At 49.8% G+C, this 16,424-nt stretch carries 17 protein-coding genes; 9 read left to right on the forward strand and 8 right to left on the reverse strand.

Annotated elements, in window-relative coordinates; genetic code table 11:
- Nucleotides 1–49: 49 nt before the first annotated feature.
- The 5 genes from EWH91_RS11215 to EWH91_RS11240 all read right to left on the reverse strand — a co-directional run bounded on the left by EWH91_RS11215 (nt 50) and on the right by EWH91_RS11240 (nt 7,548).
- Nucleotides 50–928, reverse strand: coding sequence for an LD-carboxypeptidase (locus EWH91_RS11215; RefSeq protein ID WP_129930130.1), 879 nt, complete (start codon nt 926–928; stop codon nt 50–52).
- 20 nt (nt 929–948) lie between these two features.
- Entirely contained in the window at nt 949–2,325 is a 1,377-nt protein-coding gene (locus EWH91_RS11220) for an RsmF rRNA methyltransferase first C-terminal domain-containing protein (protein ID WP_129930131.1), read from the reverse strand.
- 257 nt (nt 2,326–2,582) lie between these two features.
- On the reverse strand, nt 2,583–4,319 hold the full coding sequence (gene ade / locus EWH91_RS11225; RefSeq protein ID WP_240697345.1) for an adenine deaminase: 1,737 nt from the start codon (nt 4,317–4,319) through the stop codon (nt 2,583–2,585).
- A gap of 386 nt (nt 4,320–4,705) precedes the next feature.
- Entirely contained in the window at nt 4,706–5,383 is a 678-nt protein-coding gene (locus EWH91_RS11235) for a VIT1/CCC1 transporter family protein (RefSeq protein ID WP_129930133.1), read from the reverse strand.
- Nucleotides 5,384–5,757: 374 nt separating this feature from the next.
- Entirely contained in the window at nt 5,758–7,548 is a 1,791-nt protein-coding gene (locus EWH91_RS11240) for a M3 family oligoendopeptidase (protein WP_483315836.1), read from the reverse strand.
- Between the two features lie 249 nt (nt 7,549–7,797).
- Here EWH91_RS11240 and EWH91_RS11245 point away from each other — a divergent pair, with 249 nt between their 5' ends.
- The 3 genes from EWH91_RS11245 to EWH91_RS11255 all read left to right on the forward strand — a co-directional run bounded on the left by EWH91_RS11245 (nt 7,798) and on the right by EWH91_RS11255 (nt 9,725).
- Complete coding sequence (locus tag EWH91_RS11245; RefSeq protein WP_129930135.1) at nt 7,798–8,313, forward strand: hypothetical protein; 516 nt, start codon at nt 7,798–7,800, stop codon at nt 8,311–8,313.
- A gap of 40 nt (nt 8,314–8,353) precedes the next feature.
- The gene (locus EWH91_RS11250) at nt 8,354–9,217 is read left to right on the forward strand and encodes a YihY/virulence factor BrkB family protein (RefSeq protein ID WP_129930136.1); all 864 of its coding nucleotides are present in this window, start codon (nt 8,354–8,356) and stop codon (nt 9,215–9,217) included.
- 61 nt (nt 9,218–9,278) lie between these two features.
- Nucleotides 9,279–9,725, forward strand: a complete 447-nt coding sequence (locus EWH91_RS11255; protein WP_129930137.1) for a VanZ family protein — start codon at nt 9,279–9,281, stop codon at nt 9,723–9,725.
- Here the strand turns inward: EWH91_RS11255 and EWH91_RS11260 are convergent.
- Nucleotides 9,710–10,153, reverse strand: coding sequence for a thioredoxin-like domain-containing protein (locus EWH91_RS11260; RefSeq protein WP_129930138.1), 444 nt, complete (start codon nt 10,151–10,153; stop codon nt 9,710–9,712). The genes EWH91_RS11255 and EWH91_RS11260 overlap by 16 nt on opposite strands.
- A gap of 121 nt (nt 10,154–10,274) precedes the next feature.
- Nucleotides 10,275–11,051: a carbon-nitrogen family hydrolase gene (locus EWH91_RS11265; RefSeq protein WP_129930139.1), complete on the reverse strand. Its 777-nt coding sequence runs from the start codon at nt 11,049–11,051 to the stop codon at nt 10,275–10,277.
- Nucleotides 11,052–11,246: 195 nt separating this feature from the next.
- Between EWH91_RS11265 and EWH91_RS11270 the strand changes: the two genes are divergently transcribed.
- The 6 genes from EWH91_RS11270 (at nt 11,247) to EWH91_RS14870 (ending at nt 15,316) form a co-directional block, all read left to right on the forward strand.
- Nucleotides 11,247–12,425, forward strand: a complete 1,179-nt coding sequence (locus EWH91_RS11270) for a pyridoxal phosphate-dependent aminotransferase (RefSeq protein WP_326407609.1) — start codon at nt 11,247–11,249, stop codon at nt 12,423–12,425.
- A gap of 21 nt (nt 12,426–12,446) precedes the next feature.
- A complete protein-coding gene (locus EWH91_RS11275; protein ID WP_129930141.1) occupies nt 12,447–12,659 on the forward strand; it encodes an SE1561 family protein in 213 nt (70 codons plus the stop codon).
- 90 nt (nt 12,660–12,749) lie between these two features.
- Nucleotides 12,750–13,523 (forward strand): delta-lactam-biosynthetic de-N-acetylase, encoded by a 774-nt coding sequence (gene pdaA / locus EWH91_RS11280; RefSeq protein WP_129930142.1) that lies wholly within the window; start codon nt 12,750–12,752, stop codon nt 13,521–13,523.
- A gap of 524 nt (nt 13,524–14,047) precedes the next feature.
- Nucleotides 14,048–14,869: a RecX family transcriptional regulator gene (locus EWH91_RS11285; RefSeq protein WP_240697346.1), complete on the forward strand. Its 822-nt coding sequence runs from the start codon at nt 14,048–14,050 to the stop codon at nt 14,867–14,869.
- 19 nt (nt 14,870–14,888) lie between these two features.
- Nucleotides 14,889–15,206, forward strand: a complete 318-nt coding sequence (locus EWH91_RS11290) for a YfhH family protein (RefSeq protein WP_129930143.1) — start codon at nt 14,889–14,891, stop codon at nt 15,204–15,206.
- Entirely contained in the window at nt 15,191–15,316 is a 126-nt protein-coding gene (locus EWH91_RS14870; protein ID WP_256359837.1) for a hypothetical protein, read from the forward strand. Before EWH91_RS11290 ends, EWH91_RS14870 begins: the two co-directional genes overlap by 16 nt.
- 30 nt (nt 15,317–15,346) lie before the next feature.
- On the opposite strand, the gene EWH91_RS11295 is transcribed toward EWH91_RS14870, so the two are convergent.
- Entirely contained in the window at nt 15,347–16,336 is a 990-nt protein-coding gene (locus EWH91_RS11295; RefSeq protein ID WP_129930144.1) for a metal-dependent hydrolase, read from the reverse strand.
- Nucleotides 16,337–16,424 lie beyond the last annotated feature (88 nt).

A 16,424-nucleotide genomic window follows, 5' to 3' on the forward strand; every position in this document is an offset into this window, starting at 1 on the left:
TGGAAAAACGTGTCATCCGGCTGAATAAACAGGAGACCGTTTCGAATACCTAAGATACGAAACCGGGGTCCGTCAGCGTAAGCGGCAGTCCGATCGGCAGAGGAACAGCATCTTCTCCATGCCCAAGCTGATTCGTCTTTGCGACGGGGAGCTGATATTTTTCCGTCACCGCAAGAACCAGCTGATCGATCGCCGGGGTTCTGTTTCGTGACTGCATTTCGGTAAACGTGCCGAGAAGAACACCGCTGACTCTGCTGAACACGCCAAGCTGGTCAAGCTGGGCGAGAAGGGAGGCCATGCGGGCAGGCCCTCCGCCGAGCGATTCGAGGAAAAGAATGCGATGCCAGGTATCTGGAAAATACACTGTTCCGGCGAGTTTGAGGAAGCAGCGGATGTTTCCTCCGACGACCGTGCCGCTCATTTTGTGACCGCGCAGCCAGCGGCAATTGAAGGTGGTCCGTGCCGACGGATGGGAGAAATAATTGAGGAAGACAGCTTTCTGATCCGTTGCACAGGAACCGGCGAGATTTTTGATTCGGTAATGACAGGCGGGGAGGCCGCATTGAGCGAAGATGGCATTGTTGATCACCGACAGATCGCTGATGCCGGTAAACAGGGTGCCTGATTTTCTGATCACGTCATAATCAAGAAAAGGCAGAATCTGATTGGCGCTGTCGCCGCCGGATACATCAAAAATGACTTCGACGGAAGGATCGCGAAACAGCTTCATCAGTTCCTTCGCCCGGGCTTCAGGTGTTCCACTGAAGGGCGCTTCCTCAGTACGATAGATGGTTCTCGCGACCCGGATGTCCAGGCCGATCCCGTCCAGGGTCCGGATAATCTTTCTCAGTTTTTTCTTCTCATCCGGATACAGTCCGTCTGAACAAGAGATCAGACCGACGGCATCTCCAATATTCAGCAATGGCAAATGACCAGCTCCTTTAATAGTTAGTGATTCAGTCCGTAAAGACGCAGACCTTTCGGATAAAAATTTTTCAGAATACCGCCCAAGGCTTTGCCCCAGCCGAGCGGGCAGCCGTCGATGGTCACCACGGTCCAGCCCTTTATTTCCGGTGGAACAGGCAGGGTTTCGCCATGCAGATAGCGTACCCATTCTTTTCCTGATGACAGGAGCGGGAGAAGTGATTGAAATGACGTTGCAGATCCCGCAAGGGCGAGGGCGTGATTCGGCTCAAAGCGGTGTTTCTTCTGTTCCCCGAGATGAAGTCCTGCCCGGATGACCCGGAGTTTTCCAAAATCCGGACAGTCTTCCGGAAGAAGATACAACTGGCTGCCTCGATAGAAAAAGCGGCCGTGTCTTCTCTTGGTCAGGGCTTGGGCTTCAAACGTCCGGTAGTCTTTCAATAAGGATGTTCCGGCAGAGGGTGCTGCCTTTAGTTTCTTAGTCGGGGCAGGTCCGTTTTTGATCAGTTTCGCAACAAAATGGCCTTCTCCCCTGAGACGGTGCGGCCAGAGCCGGGCCGTTCGGAGCAGGGCAGGATTTTTTGACCGGCTCCACTCCGGACGGCCGTCTTCAACCCCGTCGCTTTTTTTGAGTGGTACCAGTTCGAGATCCGGATAACGGGTGAGGAGGGCTTCAATCTGCTGCTCATTTTCTTCCGGTGAGAAGGTGCAGGTCGAATAGACGAGCACTCCGCCCTGGCGCAGCATGCTGCAGGCCTCCTCAAGGATCCGGGCCTGCAGCGCCGCACATTCACGGACATGCTCCGGGCTCCAGTATTCGGCAGCCTCCGGATCTTTCCGGAACATGCCCTCACCCGAACAGGGGGCGTCGACAAGAATTTTGTCAAAATTGCCCGGGAAATAAGCAGCAAGACGATCAGGTGTTTCATTCGTGACAAGGGCATTCGTGATCCCCATACGCTCAATATTTCCGGACAGCACTTTTGCCCGCTTCTGATAGATTTCGTTTGTCACGAGTAATCCCCGGTTATGCATTGCTGCAGCGAGCTGTGTGGACTTTCCCCCGGGGGCGGCACACAGGTCAAGCACTCGATCACCAGGCTCGGCACCAACGGCTTCGGCAACGAACATCGCGCTGGGTTCCTGGATGTAATATAACCCCGCCTGATGCCACGGGTGTTTTCCCGGCCTGTCCGCCTCTGAATAATAGAACCCGGACGGGCAGAAGGGCACGGGCTTCAGGGCAAAGTCACTTTTATGCATCAGTTCATCACGGGTTATTTTCAGCAGATTCGCCCGCAGGCCGTACGAACGGCTCTCCTGGTATGTGGCCAGAAAGGCGGGGGCCTCGTCTCCCAGCAGGTGTGTCATTTTTTCTGTAAATGCTTCAGGCAGCGTCAAGAAAAGAACCTCCCATGAAGTGTCAATCATCCATTTTATTAGAATCCGCGAAAAGGGCGGGCATACCCTGTTCTGAACTTCGGCCGAACGATTTTCAGATTACTCATTTTGATTGATCAATCTTAATTTCAGCGAATCAATCTCTTTCAGGCTGACTTTTACGATCTCTCTGCATGGTATCATCAGCAGCCGTTGCTGTCAGCGAGAACAATGGGTTACTCTGGCTTGTGGCCTTCCGGGTCGGAACATTGAATGGATCATCCGGCAGAGACCGGAATATGGTGAAAGGCGCGTACGTCGAACAGGCCGGTGTCAGTCAGCTTCAGGTCTGGAATGACCGGAAGGCTGAGAAACGACAGAGTCAGAAACGGATTAAAAGATTCGGCCGACCCAAGGGAGCTTGCTGCCGCGCGCAGTTCTTGCAGGGCGGCGGCTACTTCAGCAGCCGGCGCGTCCGTCATCAGTCCGGCAATGGGCAGAGCAAGTTCAGCCAGGACCCTGCCCCTGTCAACGACAACCATTCCGCCATCCAGCTGTTTCAGACGTTCAGCGGCGACCAGCATATCGGAATCGCTGTGTCCGGTGACCACCAGATTATGGGAATCATGAGCGATTGTTGTTGCGATCGCTCCGGAGTGCAGTCCAAATCCACTGACGATCCCGAGTCCGATCGTACCCAGTCCCTTATGGCGCTCAATAACGGCAAGTTTCAGAAGATCCTGCTTGTCTGTATACTGAAAGTTCCCGTCCTTAACCGGGACCCTGGCTATTTTTTCGCGGGTAACCAGACTGTTGGGGATAATCTCAATAATATGTGCTTTTCCGGAATCGCCAATGGGAATCTGCAGCCTGTCAGGCTTAAGACCGTTCAGGACCAGCGGATGGGAGGCGGCAGGAATCGATGAGCCACTGCCCGCCTCTTCGGCTGCACCGCCCGCGGCAACCCGTTTTCCACGGACATAGACTTCGTGAATCTGAAAGGACTCAAGGTCATTCAGAAGAAGAAAACTGGCTTCGTATCCCGGTGCTATGGCCCCTTTTGTCCGCAGGCCGAAACACTCGGCTGCATTCAGCGAAGCCATCTGGATGCAGGTGATCGGATCAAGACCGTTCCTGATTGCAAGGCGCACATTGTAATCCACGCTGCCTTCCGCAATCAGATCATCTGGATATTTATCATCCGTACAAAACAGGAAACGGCGGCTGTTCTTCTCATTCACCAGTCCGATCAGTTGATTGAGATCCTTTGCCACGGTTCCCTGACGGATCATGACATACATGCCCCGTGACAGCCGCTCCCGGGCTTCATCGATTGAAACACATTCGTGATCGGTATGGATGCCTGCTGCCGTATACACATTTATTCCGTCGGCATCGAGCCCGGCGCCGTGCCCGTCAATTCGCCACGTGTGTTTCTGCGCCATGAGCAGTTTGTCGACCATCTGCGGATCAGCATGCAGCACAGCCGGAAAATCCATGACCTCAGCAAGACCGAGGACATGATCATAACGAAACAGCGGTTCAAGGTCCTCAGCATGAAGCGTTGCACCACTATGTTCAAAGGAGGCGCATGGAACAGAAGAGGGCAGCATCACATAGATGTCAATCAGGCTGTCCCGTGCCCTCTCCAGCATGAAACGGATGCCCTTTGTCCCAAGCACATTGGCAATTTCATGTGGATCTGTGATGGCCGTGGTCACCCCGTGTGCCGCAAGTACGCGGGCAAACGGACCGGGGGTAAGCATCGATGACTCGATGTGCACATGCCCGTCAATCAGCGCGGGGCAGATGAATTTTCCCGCTGCGTCAAGTGTTTTCTTTCCTTCGTAATGGCCCAGGCCGACAATCATGCCATCCCTGACCGCGACATCTGTGTCCATCAGTGTTCCACTGAACACATCGACCACCTTGCCGTTTTTAATCACCAGATCTGCAGGTTCCTTTTTTGCAGCAGTATGAATCCTGTGGATATAAGTCTCTCTTGTCCCTGTCAAATGTCTTTCTCCTCTCCCGCCAGAACGTCGTAACAGATTTCCCGTTCCTCGTACCGGTTCTATATATATAGACCATTATAGACGAAAAATGAGAAACAGACAGCCATTGAAAAAGACGGTCCACATGCAGGGACCGTCCGGATACCCGCCTTATTTATCCTTTATTCCCCATGAACGGCAGCATCGCCCCAGGGTGATGAGGGCAAACGAACAGGCCCGGGCGGGGATCACTTCCCGCAGCAGCCCGATGGGTACAACTAAAAATCAGTGGGGAATCAAGCCCCCACTGATTGACGTTTCACTTCATAAAAAATTTTTTACGGAAAAAGGCCTGGGTAAACCAGACCTCTGTGATGCCGGCGACTTGCTCAGCCTGAGTGCCTTTCTTATAGAAGCGTGCCGACCGTGAAGGTTAATCCCATGGTCAGGGCACCGACAACCACATTGCGCAGGACAGCCGGCCATTTTGGCGCACCGCCGAGATGGGCACTGATATAACCGGTTAAAGCAAGTGAGATCAGAACGGCAATCACAGTAAACAGCACTCTGACCGGCGGCGGCATCAGGACAATCATCAGCAGGGGAAGAATCGCTCCGATAGAAAAGGCGAACATGGAGGAGAAGGCGGCATGCCATGGATTCACGTATTCGCCCGGCCTGATGCCCAGCTCCGCGGCCGCATGGGCCCCAATGGCATCCTTGTTCATCAGTTCCAGGGCGACCTGTCTGGATAGTTGTTCCGATAAGCCATTGGCCATATAGATGTCTGTCAGTTCATTCACTTCACCTTCATAATCTTCTTTTAATCTGACCTTTTCTGCCTCCACAACTGCTTTTTCCGTATCCTTCTGTGTGCTGACAGACACATACTCACCGCCGGCCATGGAAAGCGCGCCGGCAACCAGCCCGGCGAGACCGGATATCAGTAAAGTCATCGTATTTCCTGTCGCCCCGGCCACACCGACAACCAGTCCTGCAGTTGAGACAATCCCGTCATTTGCTCCGAGAACACCGGCGCGAAGGACGTTCAGTTTTTGATTCATGGTTCCAGCCTGTTCGTTCATGGTTTTGTCCTCTTTTCCTGATAAATACCTGTCAGAATGAAAAACTGTCATTTTAATTGAGAATGGGAATCATCTTCATACCTCTTAAAACGGAACATGCTGCCACCCGTTTGGATGACAGCATGATTTGTTGATTAAAACAATTATAATTTAATTTTCCACTCTTATTATATTCGGAAAGAGAATTTTTGTCTATAGAAAAATGATTCCATTTCACTTCGCGTCGGACGAAATATTTATCCCGCAGCATCGGGGTGGGTTCAACTGACATTCAGTGGGAAATGCGCACAGGCTAAAAATAAGAACCTCCTGTCGCGACGCCTGCACGGCACGTCCTGCGCGTCCGAAAAACCCCCACTGATTGAAGCTTCACTTCACGGTGAGTCTGTGAGCGCCAGAAACTTATCTACGTCCTGCGCCAGATAGTCCAGTGCGGAACGCCAGAAGTCCGGTGCACTCAGATCGACGCCCAGATGTTTCTCAGCCAGCTGTTCGGTTGTCATACGTCCTGTATCGCGGAGAAGTGCATCGTATTTAGCCGCAAAAGATTTTCCTTCCTTAAACGCCTGGACATAAATACCGGTACTGAACAGGAACCCGAATGTGTACGGGAAATTGTAGAAGGGCCAGTCCGTAATATAAAAATGCAGCTTGGATGCCCAGAATGTCGGGTGATAAGCGTCCAGTGTATTCAGATAAGCCTCCTTCTCTGCGCTTTCCATCAGCTGATTAAGCCGGTCAGCCGGAACCATCCCTTTTTTCCGCTCGGCATAAAACCGCGTTTCAAACAGGAAACGGGCATGGATATTCATCAGTAAATCAATGCTGCGTTCCAGTTTGGTGCTGAGAAAAGTCAGCTTTTCCTCTTTAGATTTTGCGGCTGATTCGGCGGCATCACTGACGATCATTTCTGAAAAGGTTGATGCCGTTTCTGCGACATTCATGGCGTACTGCTGCGAGAGGAAAGGAATATCCTGCATCACAGACTGATGATAGGCATGACCAAGTTCATGGGCAATAGTCGACGTATTTGAGGCAGTGCCGCTGAATGTCATGAAAATACGCGATTCGCCGGCCAGAGGAAAACTGGTGCAAAATCCGCCCGGTCGTTTATCAGGGCGGTTTTCCGCCTCAATCCAGCGATTTTCCAGGGCGTGTTTTGCAAAATCGGCCATCTTCGGATTGAATGTCCGAAAATGCTTAACGATAAAACCGGCTGCATCCTCATAGGAAACCTTTTTTGTATCCCGGGTGAGCGGGGCATGAACGTCAAACCATGAGAGTCGGTCCAGTCCGAGCAGTTTTGCCTTTCTTTCGAGAAACCTGACAAATTTCGGTTTATATTCCGTGACCGTTTGCCACATCATGTCCAGTGTACGGCGCGTCATCCGGTTAAAAGCCAGAGGTTCAGCTAGAAAGTCTGACCAGCCGCGTGCTTCGTAGACGGACAGGCGATACCCGGAGAGATGATTCAGGGTTGCAGCAAAAAGGTCGGCGTTTTCCGACCAGGAATTCTCCAGCGCATGAAAGACCTGCTGTCGTACGGTGCGATCCGGATCATCAAGCAGATTACTGGCCTGGCTGACGGAGAGGGTCTCTTTTCCACCTGCAGGATGCGCCAGCGGGATCTTTATTTTCCCGACGAGGGCATAATACAGCTGTCCCCATGCATGATAACCGTCAACCGACAGGCTGCTGATCAGTTCTTCCTGCTCAGCAGGCAGCTTTTTTCTGGAAAGAGTTCTTTTCTCCTCAAGGGCAAAACGGATGTCGCCCAGGTTTTCAACAAGCTTCTTCCAGTCCTTATCGTCAATCCGGCGCAGGAGCGCATCAGTCTGCGTGTCGCAGGCTTCAAATAAAGCGATAAGACGCTGCACCCGGCTGCTCAGCGCCAGCGCTTTCTCATCTTTGACATTCTGAGAAGTCAGGCATTCCGTGAATGCAGCCGCTTCACGCAGCCGCTCTGCGAGCTCACCGTATTGTTTCACGATGGTCTGAAAGGCGTCGGCATCATTTGCAGTTACCTGAATTCTGTGCGGAAGGACAGACTTGAAATGCCTGAGGTCTTCCTGCAGTTGCTTAAGAAAGCCGGAAAATGCCGGGGACGCGCTTCCCCCTTTAAAAACGGGATCAAGATCCCACTTCTGATTCAGTTTTTCCAACAGTGTCCCTTCTTTCTGTATTCTTGCCTCATTTTAGCATACCCGTCTTGCAAGACCGAACGACACTTGAGTTTATGTTTTTTTATACCGTTTCTGTTATGATGAGTGCAGTGATAAGCTGTCCGGTTTTCTATTACGGAGTTTCTCCACTTTTTAACAGACCCTGGATTCTCATATTAAACGGCCTCCCGGTGCACACTAAAAAGCGTAATCCTTGATGGGTTATAGCTTATCGCAGGGGAGCTGATTCTGATGAGCATATACGGCAGGAGCCGGATGGGCAGGTTTATGCTGATCGGGGGAATGATCGGCTGCGGACTGTCACTCTTCGGACGGGAGACACGGTCGGTATGGGGAAACCGGCTGCAGACCGCTGCAAAGAACAGCGGAAGAGTGATTCAGACGGTCTGGAGGCATCCCGATCAGGTCGGAAATTATTTTACGGCGACGGGATCCCGGCTGAAAGGTCTGGCACGTGAAATATCGGAAGACGTCCAGCAGATGATCGACAACGCGGAGAAGGCCAGGAAAAGTACGGGAAATACGTATCAGTATGTCATGGAAGCAGGCAGCGAGCTGACGGAAATAGCAGGGAAAATAAGACGCGCCGGGCAGAGTGTGGCGAACTATCAGGAACCGTCCCTGATTAGTCCTGAAGAAGAGGCTTTGCAGCGTCTTGAAAATGAAACCACTGTACCAAATCCCGGTACGATGCCGCTGAAATCCATGCCATCCGGATATAAGCCTGAAGGTTCGGACGACGCCTGACTTCGGTCATTGTCCGGAAATGAAAAGGAAAGACGCGGAGATGGAGAAAGTGAAAAGAGAAAAGGAGTTTAAGGAAGTCCGTTTGTTCATTAAACTTCTCACAAAAAGATTTATTGAAGATCATACGGTGGATCTGGCGGCAACATTAGCGTTTTATTTCCTGTTGTCGCTTTTTCCGCTGGTGATTTTTCTTTTTGCGATCCTCCCTTATCTCGGCCTGACGCAGGCGGAGATCATTCCATTTCTTGAACGTTACCTGCCGGGGGAGGTCATGTCCTTAATTGAGCAGAACCTGAACGGCGTCTTTACAAAAAGCGGGGGTCTGCTCTCTCTCGGCGTGATTGCGACCATCTGGCCGGCTTCAGGCGCCATCAATGCCTTGATACGGACGCTGAACCGGGCGTATCATGTCAAAGAAACAAGGCCCTTTATTCTGACCCGCTTTCTTGCCATGTGTTTTACACTGGCCATGATTTTTGCGATTGCGATGACGCTTGCTGTCAACGTTATTGCTGCAGCGTGGATGCGCTCTCTGTTCAGATATCTCGGCTTTTCCGAAAGCTTTGCCGGAATGTGGTCTGTTATCAGCACACTGGTCACGTTTGTGGTGATCATTATGATCTTTGATTTTCTGTTTATGCTCGCTCCGAATATCAGGCTGAAGCCGGGCGAAGTGATTATCGGGGCAGTGATAGCCGGCGCCGGGTGGCAGCTCGCCTCTTACGCGTTCTCCTTTTATGTCCGGTATCTGGGCAATTATACCTCTACATACGGGACCCTTGGCGGGATCATCATTCTGATGCTCTGGTTTTATCTGACTGCATTTACGATTATTATCGGTGGTCAGATCAATGCGCTCTGTTATCAGCTTCATATAGGAAAAGGGCGGACGCACACAGGATAACTGCCGGCGGGCATGTTTGTCCGCAACAGATCATACCTATGCAAAAGGGAGGGAAAAGCTGATGAACCTCTTTCAGAAAAAATATCTTCTTATGTTTTTCTTTCTCAGTTACCTTTCTGTTGTGCTCCTACTGACCCTTTTCACCCACAACTACTACACCTATGGAAGATCAGAAAACCTGAAGATTTTCAGCAGCCTTGCTCTGATGATAAGGAGTGGGAGTCTGGCCCTGATTTTTAAAAATGTCATCGGAAATATGCTGCTGTTTCTCCCGTTTGGTCTCCTGCTTCCAATCTTGTCAAAACCGGCGGGGAGGTATCCGCTGCTCATTCTGTCTGCCTTTCTGTTCAGTCTGTTTATCGAGTCCTCGCAGTATCTGTTTGCCTCCCGCATTTTTGATATTGATGATATGTGGCTGAATATTACCGGTGCAGTTATTGGCCGCATGATCTTCAGCTTTCTCCTGTTTGTCCGTCGCCATTTCATCATATTCTATTCCAAAGAATAGACGAGTTGTTCTGCCGCTTTCAAGGCGCGCCTGACTCCGAGTTCCCCCATATGGTATTCCAGCAGTTGTCCGCGTCTGTCGAAGAGATAACAGGTGGGGACATGGCGGTTGCCGAATGCATCTGCCAGACGGTGCCGGTTATCAATCAGAACGGGGCACTTCATTTCATGCATCATACAGCTCCGGGCTACCTGTTCCGGATCCAGTTCAGATTCAGATAACGGCATATGAATGGCGATGATGTTCAGCTGATCGCGGCACCGTTCTCGTAATTCATGGATCTGAGGTATGACCTTTTTGCAGTAGACGCAGCCAAGAGACCAGAAATAAACAAGCAACGGCCGGCCGGACAGGGCCTTTTGATCGGGTCTTTGATTGATCCAGTGCGTAGCCTGACTCAGATCGGGCAACTTCAGATTTTTCTTCATCGGGCATTCTCCATTCCTCAATAGTTGATGGATTGCCCTTTTATTGTATGCAAAGCGGTGGTATTGGTTATTTGCTCAACTGTTCTTCGACAGTAGTTGACATACTTTCGTTTCAAAACCGTTAGTATATTTCCGGACGCCGGTCCTCGAAGACGGGAATCCGGGAACGGACCTCTTCCACAGCTGAAAGAGGCAGATCAACAGACAGAATCCCTTCATTCTCATCCGCTTCTGCAAGGATATCTCCCCAGGGACCGATCACCAGGGAGTGACCGGCAAAATGATTGTCCGGGTCGCTGCCGGCACGGTTGCAGGCCACCACATAGACCTGGTTTTCAATCGCCCGGCAGGTTAACAGGGTCCGCCAGTGGTCAAGCCGGGGTTTTGGCCATTCTGCGGGGATGAACAGCATTTTCGCCCCGGCGAGGACATGTTTCCGGATCCATTCGGGAAAGCGGATATCATAACAGATGAAACCGGCTGAAAGGACCCCGTCGATCTGAAACAGACCGTCCCGCCTGCCCGCCTTAAGGAATCGTTCTTCACGCATCAGACGGAACAAATGGATTTTATCATATGTTTTGATACATGTTCCTTCACGATTGAAAACGGCCATTCTGTTAAAAATGCCCTTATCGGTTTTTACTGCTGTTGAACCGGCGATGAGATTCACATGATGTTTTCCGGCCAGACGTCCGGCTGCGCGCCGTATCGCTTTTCCCTCAGAGTCCGCCGTCCGGTTCAGATGTTCCAGATCATAGCCTGTTGTCCAGAGTTCAGGAAGGATGATGACGTCCGGATGGTCTTTCAGTGCCTCAGAAATCAGATGTTCCGCATGCTCCAGGTTCTGATCCGGGTTGCCAAATGCAATATTCAGCTGAATAATCGCTGCTTTCATTTCAGATCCCCCTTTCACGTCTTTACAAAACGCTTTTTTTCTCCGACAATAAAAGAAACCGTAGCTCTATTATATGTTTTTTTCACACTGTTGAAAATAAACAACGGGGTCAAATATAAGCTGATGCTTCCTGTTTCTTGCAGGATGAATCAAAAGCAGCAGGTTATCTCTAAATTATTGAAGTGGAAGTGATGGATTGTGGTTGATTATCCAATGTCGGACGCTTTGAAGCGTCTGCCGAAACAGTTTTTCGCCGATCTTGTTGTCAAAACGAATGCGGAGATTGCAAAGGGGTATGATGTGATTAATCTCGGACAGGGGAATCCCGATCAGCCAACGCCGCAGCACATCGTCCGTGCTTTGCAGCAGGCTGCTGCGAATCCGCTGTATCATAAGTATTCACCTTTTCGCGGTTATGACTTTTTGAAGGAAGCCATCGCCACTTTCTATAAGAGGGAATATGATGTTGATCTCGACCCGAAAACAGAAGTTGCGATCCTGTTTGGTTCAAAAACGGGACTCGTTGAGGTCGGGGAGTGCCTGCTGAACAGCGGAGACACCGTATTAATGCCGGATCCCGGGTATCCGGATTATCTGTCGGGATTCGCTCTGGCCAATCTGAAAGTGGAAAAAATGCCGCTGACCTCGGAAAATGGCTTCTTGCCGGATTATGACGCGCTTCCGGAAAGTGTACTGGACACAGCCCGTCTGATGTTCCTCAACTATCCGAACAATCCGACGGCGGTTACGGCACCCGCTGATTTTTTTGAACAGACCGTGAGAACGGCTGAGAAGCACAACATCTGTGTGGTACATGACTTTGCCTATGGGGCACTGGGGTTTGACGGGAAAAAGCCCCGCAGTTTCCTCCAAACGCCGGGAGCAAAAGATATCGGTGTGGAGATGTACACCATGTCGAAAACGTACAACATGGCCGGCTGGCGCGTCGGGTTCGCACTCGGAAACAAGAGCGTGATCCGCGCGATCGAACTGATCCAGGATCATTATTATGTCAGCCTGTTCGGCGCTATCCAGGAAGCCAGTGCGAAGGCGCTTCTCGGACCGCAGGACTGCGTGCGCGACCTTGTGGCACGCTATGAGACAAGAAGGAATGCCTTTTTCAATGCGGCGCACCGGATCGGATGGAATGCCGCTCCGTCACAGGGCTCCTTCTTTGGCTGGCTGCCGGTGCCGGAAGGATTTACCTCTGAAACATTTTTTGATGAACTGCTCACTAAGGCGCACGTGGTTGTGGCACCGGGCATTGGCTTTGGGAGCAGCGGCGGAAATTACATTCGTGTCGGGCTTCTGACCGAACCGGAACGCCTGACTGAAGCCGTTGAACGCATTGGCGCACTGCATCTGTTCGACTGAATTTTTACCGGAGGAATAGAAATGGGAAGAGCAACACATTCAAAGGATGCGCAAATCAGTTACATGAAGAATCGGATTCAATTAATTTCTTATATGGTTCAGGCATTCGAAGCTGGGAGCACGCAGCCGGAAGATCTTGATCAATTACTTCATATGATGGATGAATTTGAAATCAGAATCCGCCGGTTCCGTGACGACTGGAAAGAAGATTTATCCCGCTTTAATGGACAGTAAGCTCCCCACGGATTGAAGTTTCTATCCGAACAGACATAATCCGATAAGAGATGGTCACCCTAAGAGAAGGACGACTTAGGGGGGATCGATTTGAAAAAAGGGCTGGCTGTTCTGCTGGCTGCTGTCATTCTGGCTGCGCCGGGCACCGCTGCTGCTGCGGACTGGTATTTCAAACCATCGAAGAATCATCAGCCGGCAACAACAGAACCTGAGTATAAGGCGCTTCTGAAAAAATACGACGGCATCTATATTGGCGACATAACGAAAAAAGAAGTCTACTTTACATTTGATAACGGTTATGAAGCGGGTTATACTGCGAAAATCCTTGATACACTGAAAAAGGAACATGTACCGGCTGCTTTTTTTATCACCGGTCATTACATCAAGGATCAGCCGGGACTGGTCAGACGGATGGTACGGGAAGGGCATATTATCGGCAATCATTCCTGGGGTCATCCGGATCTGTCCCGTATCAGCGATGAAAAATATAAAATGGAGCTTGAAAAACTCAGACAGGCATACACCGAACTGACAGGAAAGCGGTCGATGCCTTATCTGCGCCCGCCACGCGGAACATTCAGCGAGCGTTCGATGAAGCTCGCGCAGGAACAGGGTTATATCAGCGTTTTCTGGTCTGCGGCTTATAAGGACTGGCTGCGTGATCAGCCGCGCGGGGCGGATTACGCTTACATGCAGATCATGAAAAGGATGCACCCCGGAGCGATTCTGCTTCTCCACACCGTTTCCAGTGATAATGCAGAGGCATTGCCCCGGGTTATTCATAATTTAAAGAAAATGGGGTATCACTTCCGCAGTCTGGATGATCTGACAGCCAAAAAACAGCTTCCCGCCGTATTCTGGTGAGCTGCTCAATATTCAAAATGAACCTTCTTCCGGTAAAACAGGGAAGAAGGTTCATTTTTTCTTCAAAAAAAATTTATAAAAAATATGAAAGAACAGGATCCACAGATTTATCCACAGACTTGACATCTGCCATTCCCGATCATATCGAAATAGTCACCACTTATGCACATTATCCACAGATAACCTGTGAATTATCAACAAAAAAGTCCACATTTCGACTGGCTTAGTACCGCCATTTATCCAACTTATCCACTTATCCACAGAGTTATTGACAATTTCATATGTTTTGACCTGACAAATTCAGAATAGGAAATTTATATCCACTGTTCTCCTTTAAAATTTCAGACAAAGCGATTAAAAAGGTTCACGCATAATCATTTTGTTACGATATAATGAGTATCAGGAGAAGTGAAATTCCGGAGCTTTCTGATACCGGTGATGGATCGTATACGCGGAGTAGACGAAACAGCAGACATAACCCTGATTTTGAGGTTGTGCTATGATACTTAAAAAGAGCTGAAAGGATGAACGGGATGCCGGTGATCGCCAGAATCCGAACCAATAATCAGGAACAGGGGTTTTATCAGATTGATGTGACGGAAGAGGGCGGAGAAATTTCCACGGTGGATGTTCATGAGGATGTTCTCGTACATGAAGGACTGCATAAAGGGATGATGCTCTCGCGGGAAAAGCTGGAGCAGCTGCGGCGTGAGGCTCAGGGAATCCGGGCGTATCACGCCGGACTGCGTTATCTGTCCTACAGGATCCGCTCTGTCCATGAAATGCGGGATTATCTGAACAGGAAGCATTTTTCAGACCAGCAGATCACCTTCGCCATCGAACACCTGAAGGAAGAAAAGTTACTGGATGACCGTCAATACGCATTATCATTTGCCAAAACACGGATCAGGACGTCGACAAAGGGTCCGCAGATGATCTATCGCGAACTGCTTCAGGCCGGAATAAATCAGGAGCTGGCAGCAGAAACAGAAGATCTGTTTCCTGCTAAAGAGCAGCTGGAACATGCGCGGAAATATCTGCATAAGCAGAAGGCGTCAGTAAAAAACAAGAAATCATATATTGAATCAAGACAGGTGCTCTCACGTCTCTTGATGCAAAGAGGCTACTCACGTAAAATCACGGAACAGGTCGTAAACGAGATCAATGATTTTCTGATTGAAAATGAAAGAAATGCCCTGCAACATCAGGCGGAGAAAGCCATGCAGAAATTCAGGAAATTCAGCGGAAAAGAATTTAATCTAAAAGTCCGGACGTTTCTATATAAAAAAGGATTTCCCGTCGATGCCATTACTTCTTATCTTCGGGAGCAGACAGGTGACAGATAATAATGAGGAGATGCGAAAATTGGAGCGACGATTCAGTGAAATGACGCCTTATGAATTAACCGATAAAATCAGGGAATTTACAGAGAAAGCCAGAAAACTAGAGCAGTCGGGGATGCTCAATGAGCTCGCCGTCTATGAGCGGAAGATCGATATGGCAAAGGCATACCTGATGGATCCGCAAAGCTTTAAACCCGGTCAGATCTATTATGTGGATCAGCGCCCGTTTACAATTGATCACATGAAAGGCACATTTGCCTGGGGAACGTTTGAAAATGAAGATAAATTCTGTGCTTTCCCTATATCACTTCTGAAGAAGAAAAAATGGGTACGGCAATAATTGAAGAAAAACTCGCCGGCTGGCCGGTCGCTGTTGCCGGTTTACGGGGTCGTCTGCAGAAAGCAAGCGTATGGAAGCGGAAAACAACGGACTCATTCGGTGAGGTATAAAAAAAGCCGGGATATCCCGGCTTTCAAAATTTAAGCTTTAGTCTGGGCAAGGACCAGCTTCTTCCTGAGCTTCTGTTCGCTGAAGACCCAGCCCGTGTAAGAACTCTGTATAGATAGATCGTTATTCAGCCACACAGTAGCCGTAAAAGGATACATGCCCTTTGAAAAATAGCGCAGATCCGTGAACTGAATAACGTAGCGGCCGTTTCTCTCAGATACCGTCCAGCGATACATTGGCGAAAAAGACAGAAAGGCGCGCACATTTTTATCCTTCATCGCGGCCCGAATTTTTCCATCACGGCGATCTATCGGTTTCCGATTGAACGCGTCTATCAGAATCAGCTTTTTGCCTTCGATTTTCCCTACATAATAACGATCTGCACTTTCGGCAGCAAGATGATAATGCGACCATCTCATTGTCGGAGACAGAAGAACCTTGGTCAGGTTCGGAAGCTGTTTTCTTACTTCCATCACCATCTGGTGATGATGATGGATGCGCAGTATATAGTAGGCAATCAGGATGGCATAGATGATGAGGAAGGTGATCCCTGGATGACCGATCGTCTGCCAGATGATCAATCCCATAATGTGCAGGCTGAAAATAAACGGGTCAAAGATATTAATAACGCCGAGTGCAATCCATTGATCGCTCAGCGGCCGGATCGCCTGTGTGCCATAGGCATTAAAAATGTCTGAAAACACATGCAGAAAGACGCCGACTGCGGCCCAGAACAGAACATGTGATGCATTCGCTCCTGGGAAAATCATCATCGTCAGCATGGCAATCAGGTACGGCCACAGCATAGTGACCGGAAGAGAGTGCGTCATGCCCCGATGATTGCGGATGTACGTGGCATTGTTTTTCAGTTTCAAAACCGTATCAATGTCCGGAATAACGGATCCTGCAACAGTACCCAGCATGACAGCCTGAAAAGTCAGCGAACTTCCCGCTACAGCCGGGTCCAGTGTCGCAATGCCCGCAAGACCAAATCCAATAACAACATGAGTTGCTGTATCCATTCCTGGCGAATGTCCTCCTTAAAGTAAATATATCCCGGAAACATGTGCTTATATACTATCATTGTCACACAAAATCAGTGATAATGAA

The organism is Sporolactobacillus sp. THM19-2, from assembly GCF_004153195.1.
Classification (GTDB): Bacteria; Bacillota; Bacilli; order Bacillales; family Sporolactobacillaceae; genus Sporolactobacillus.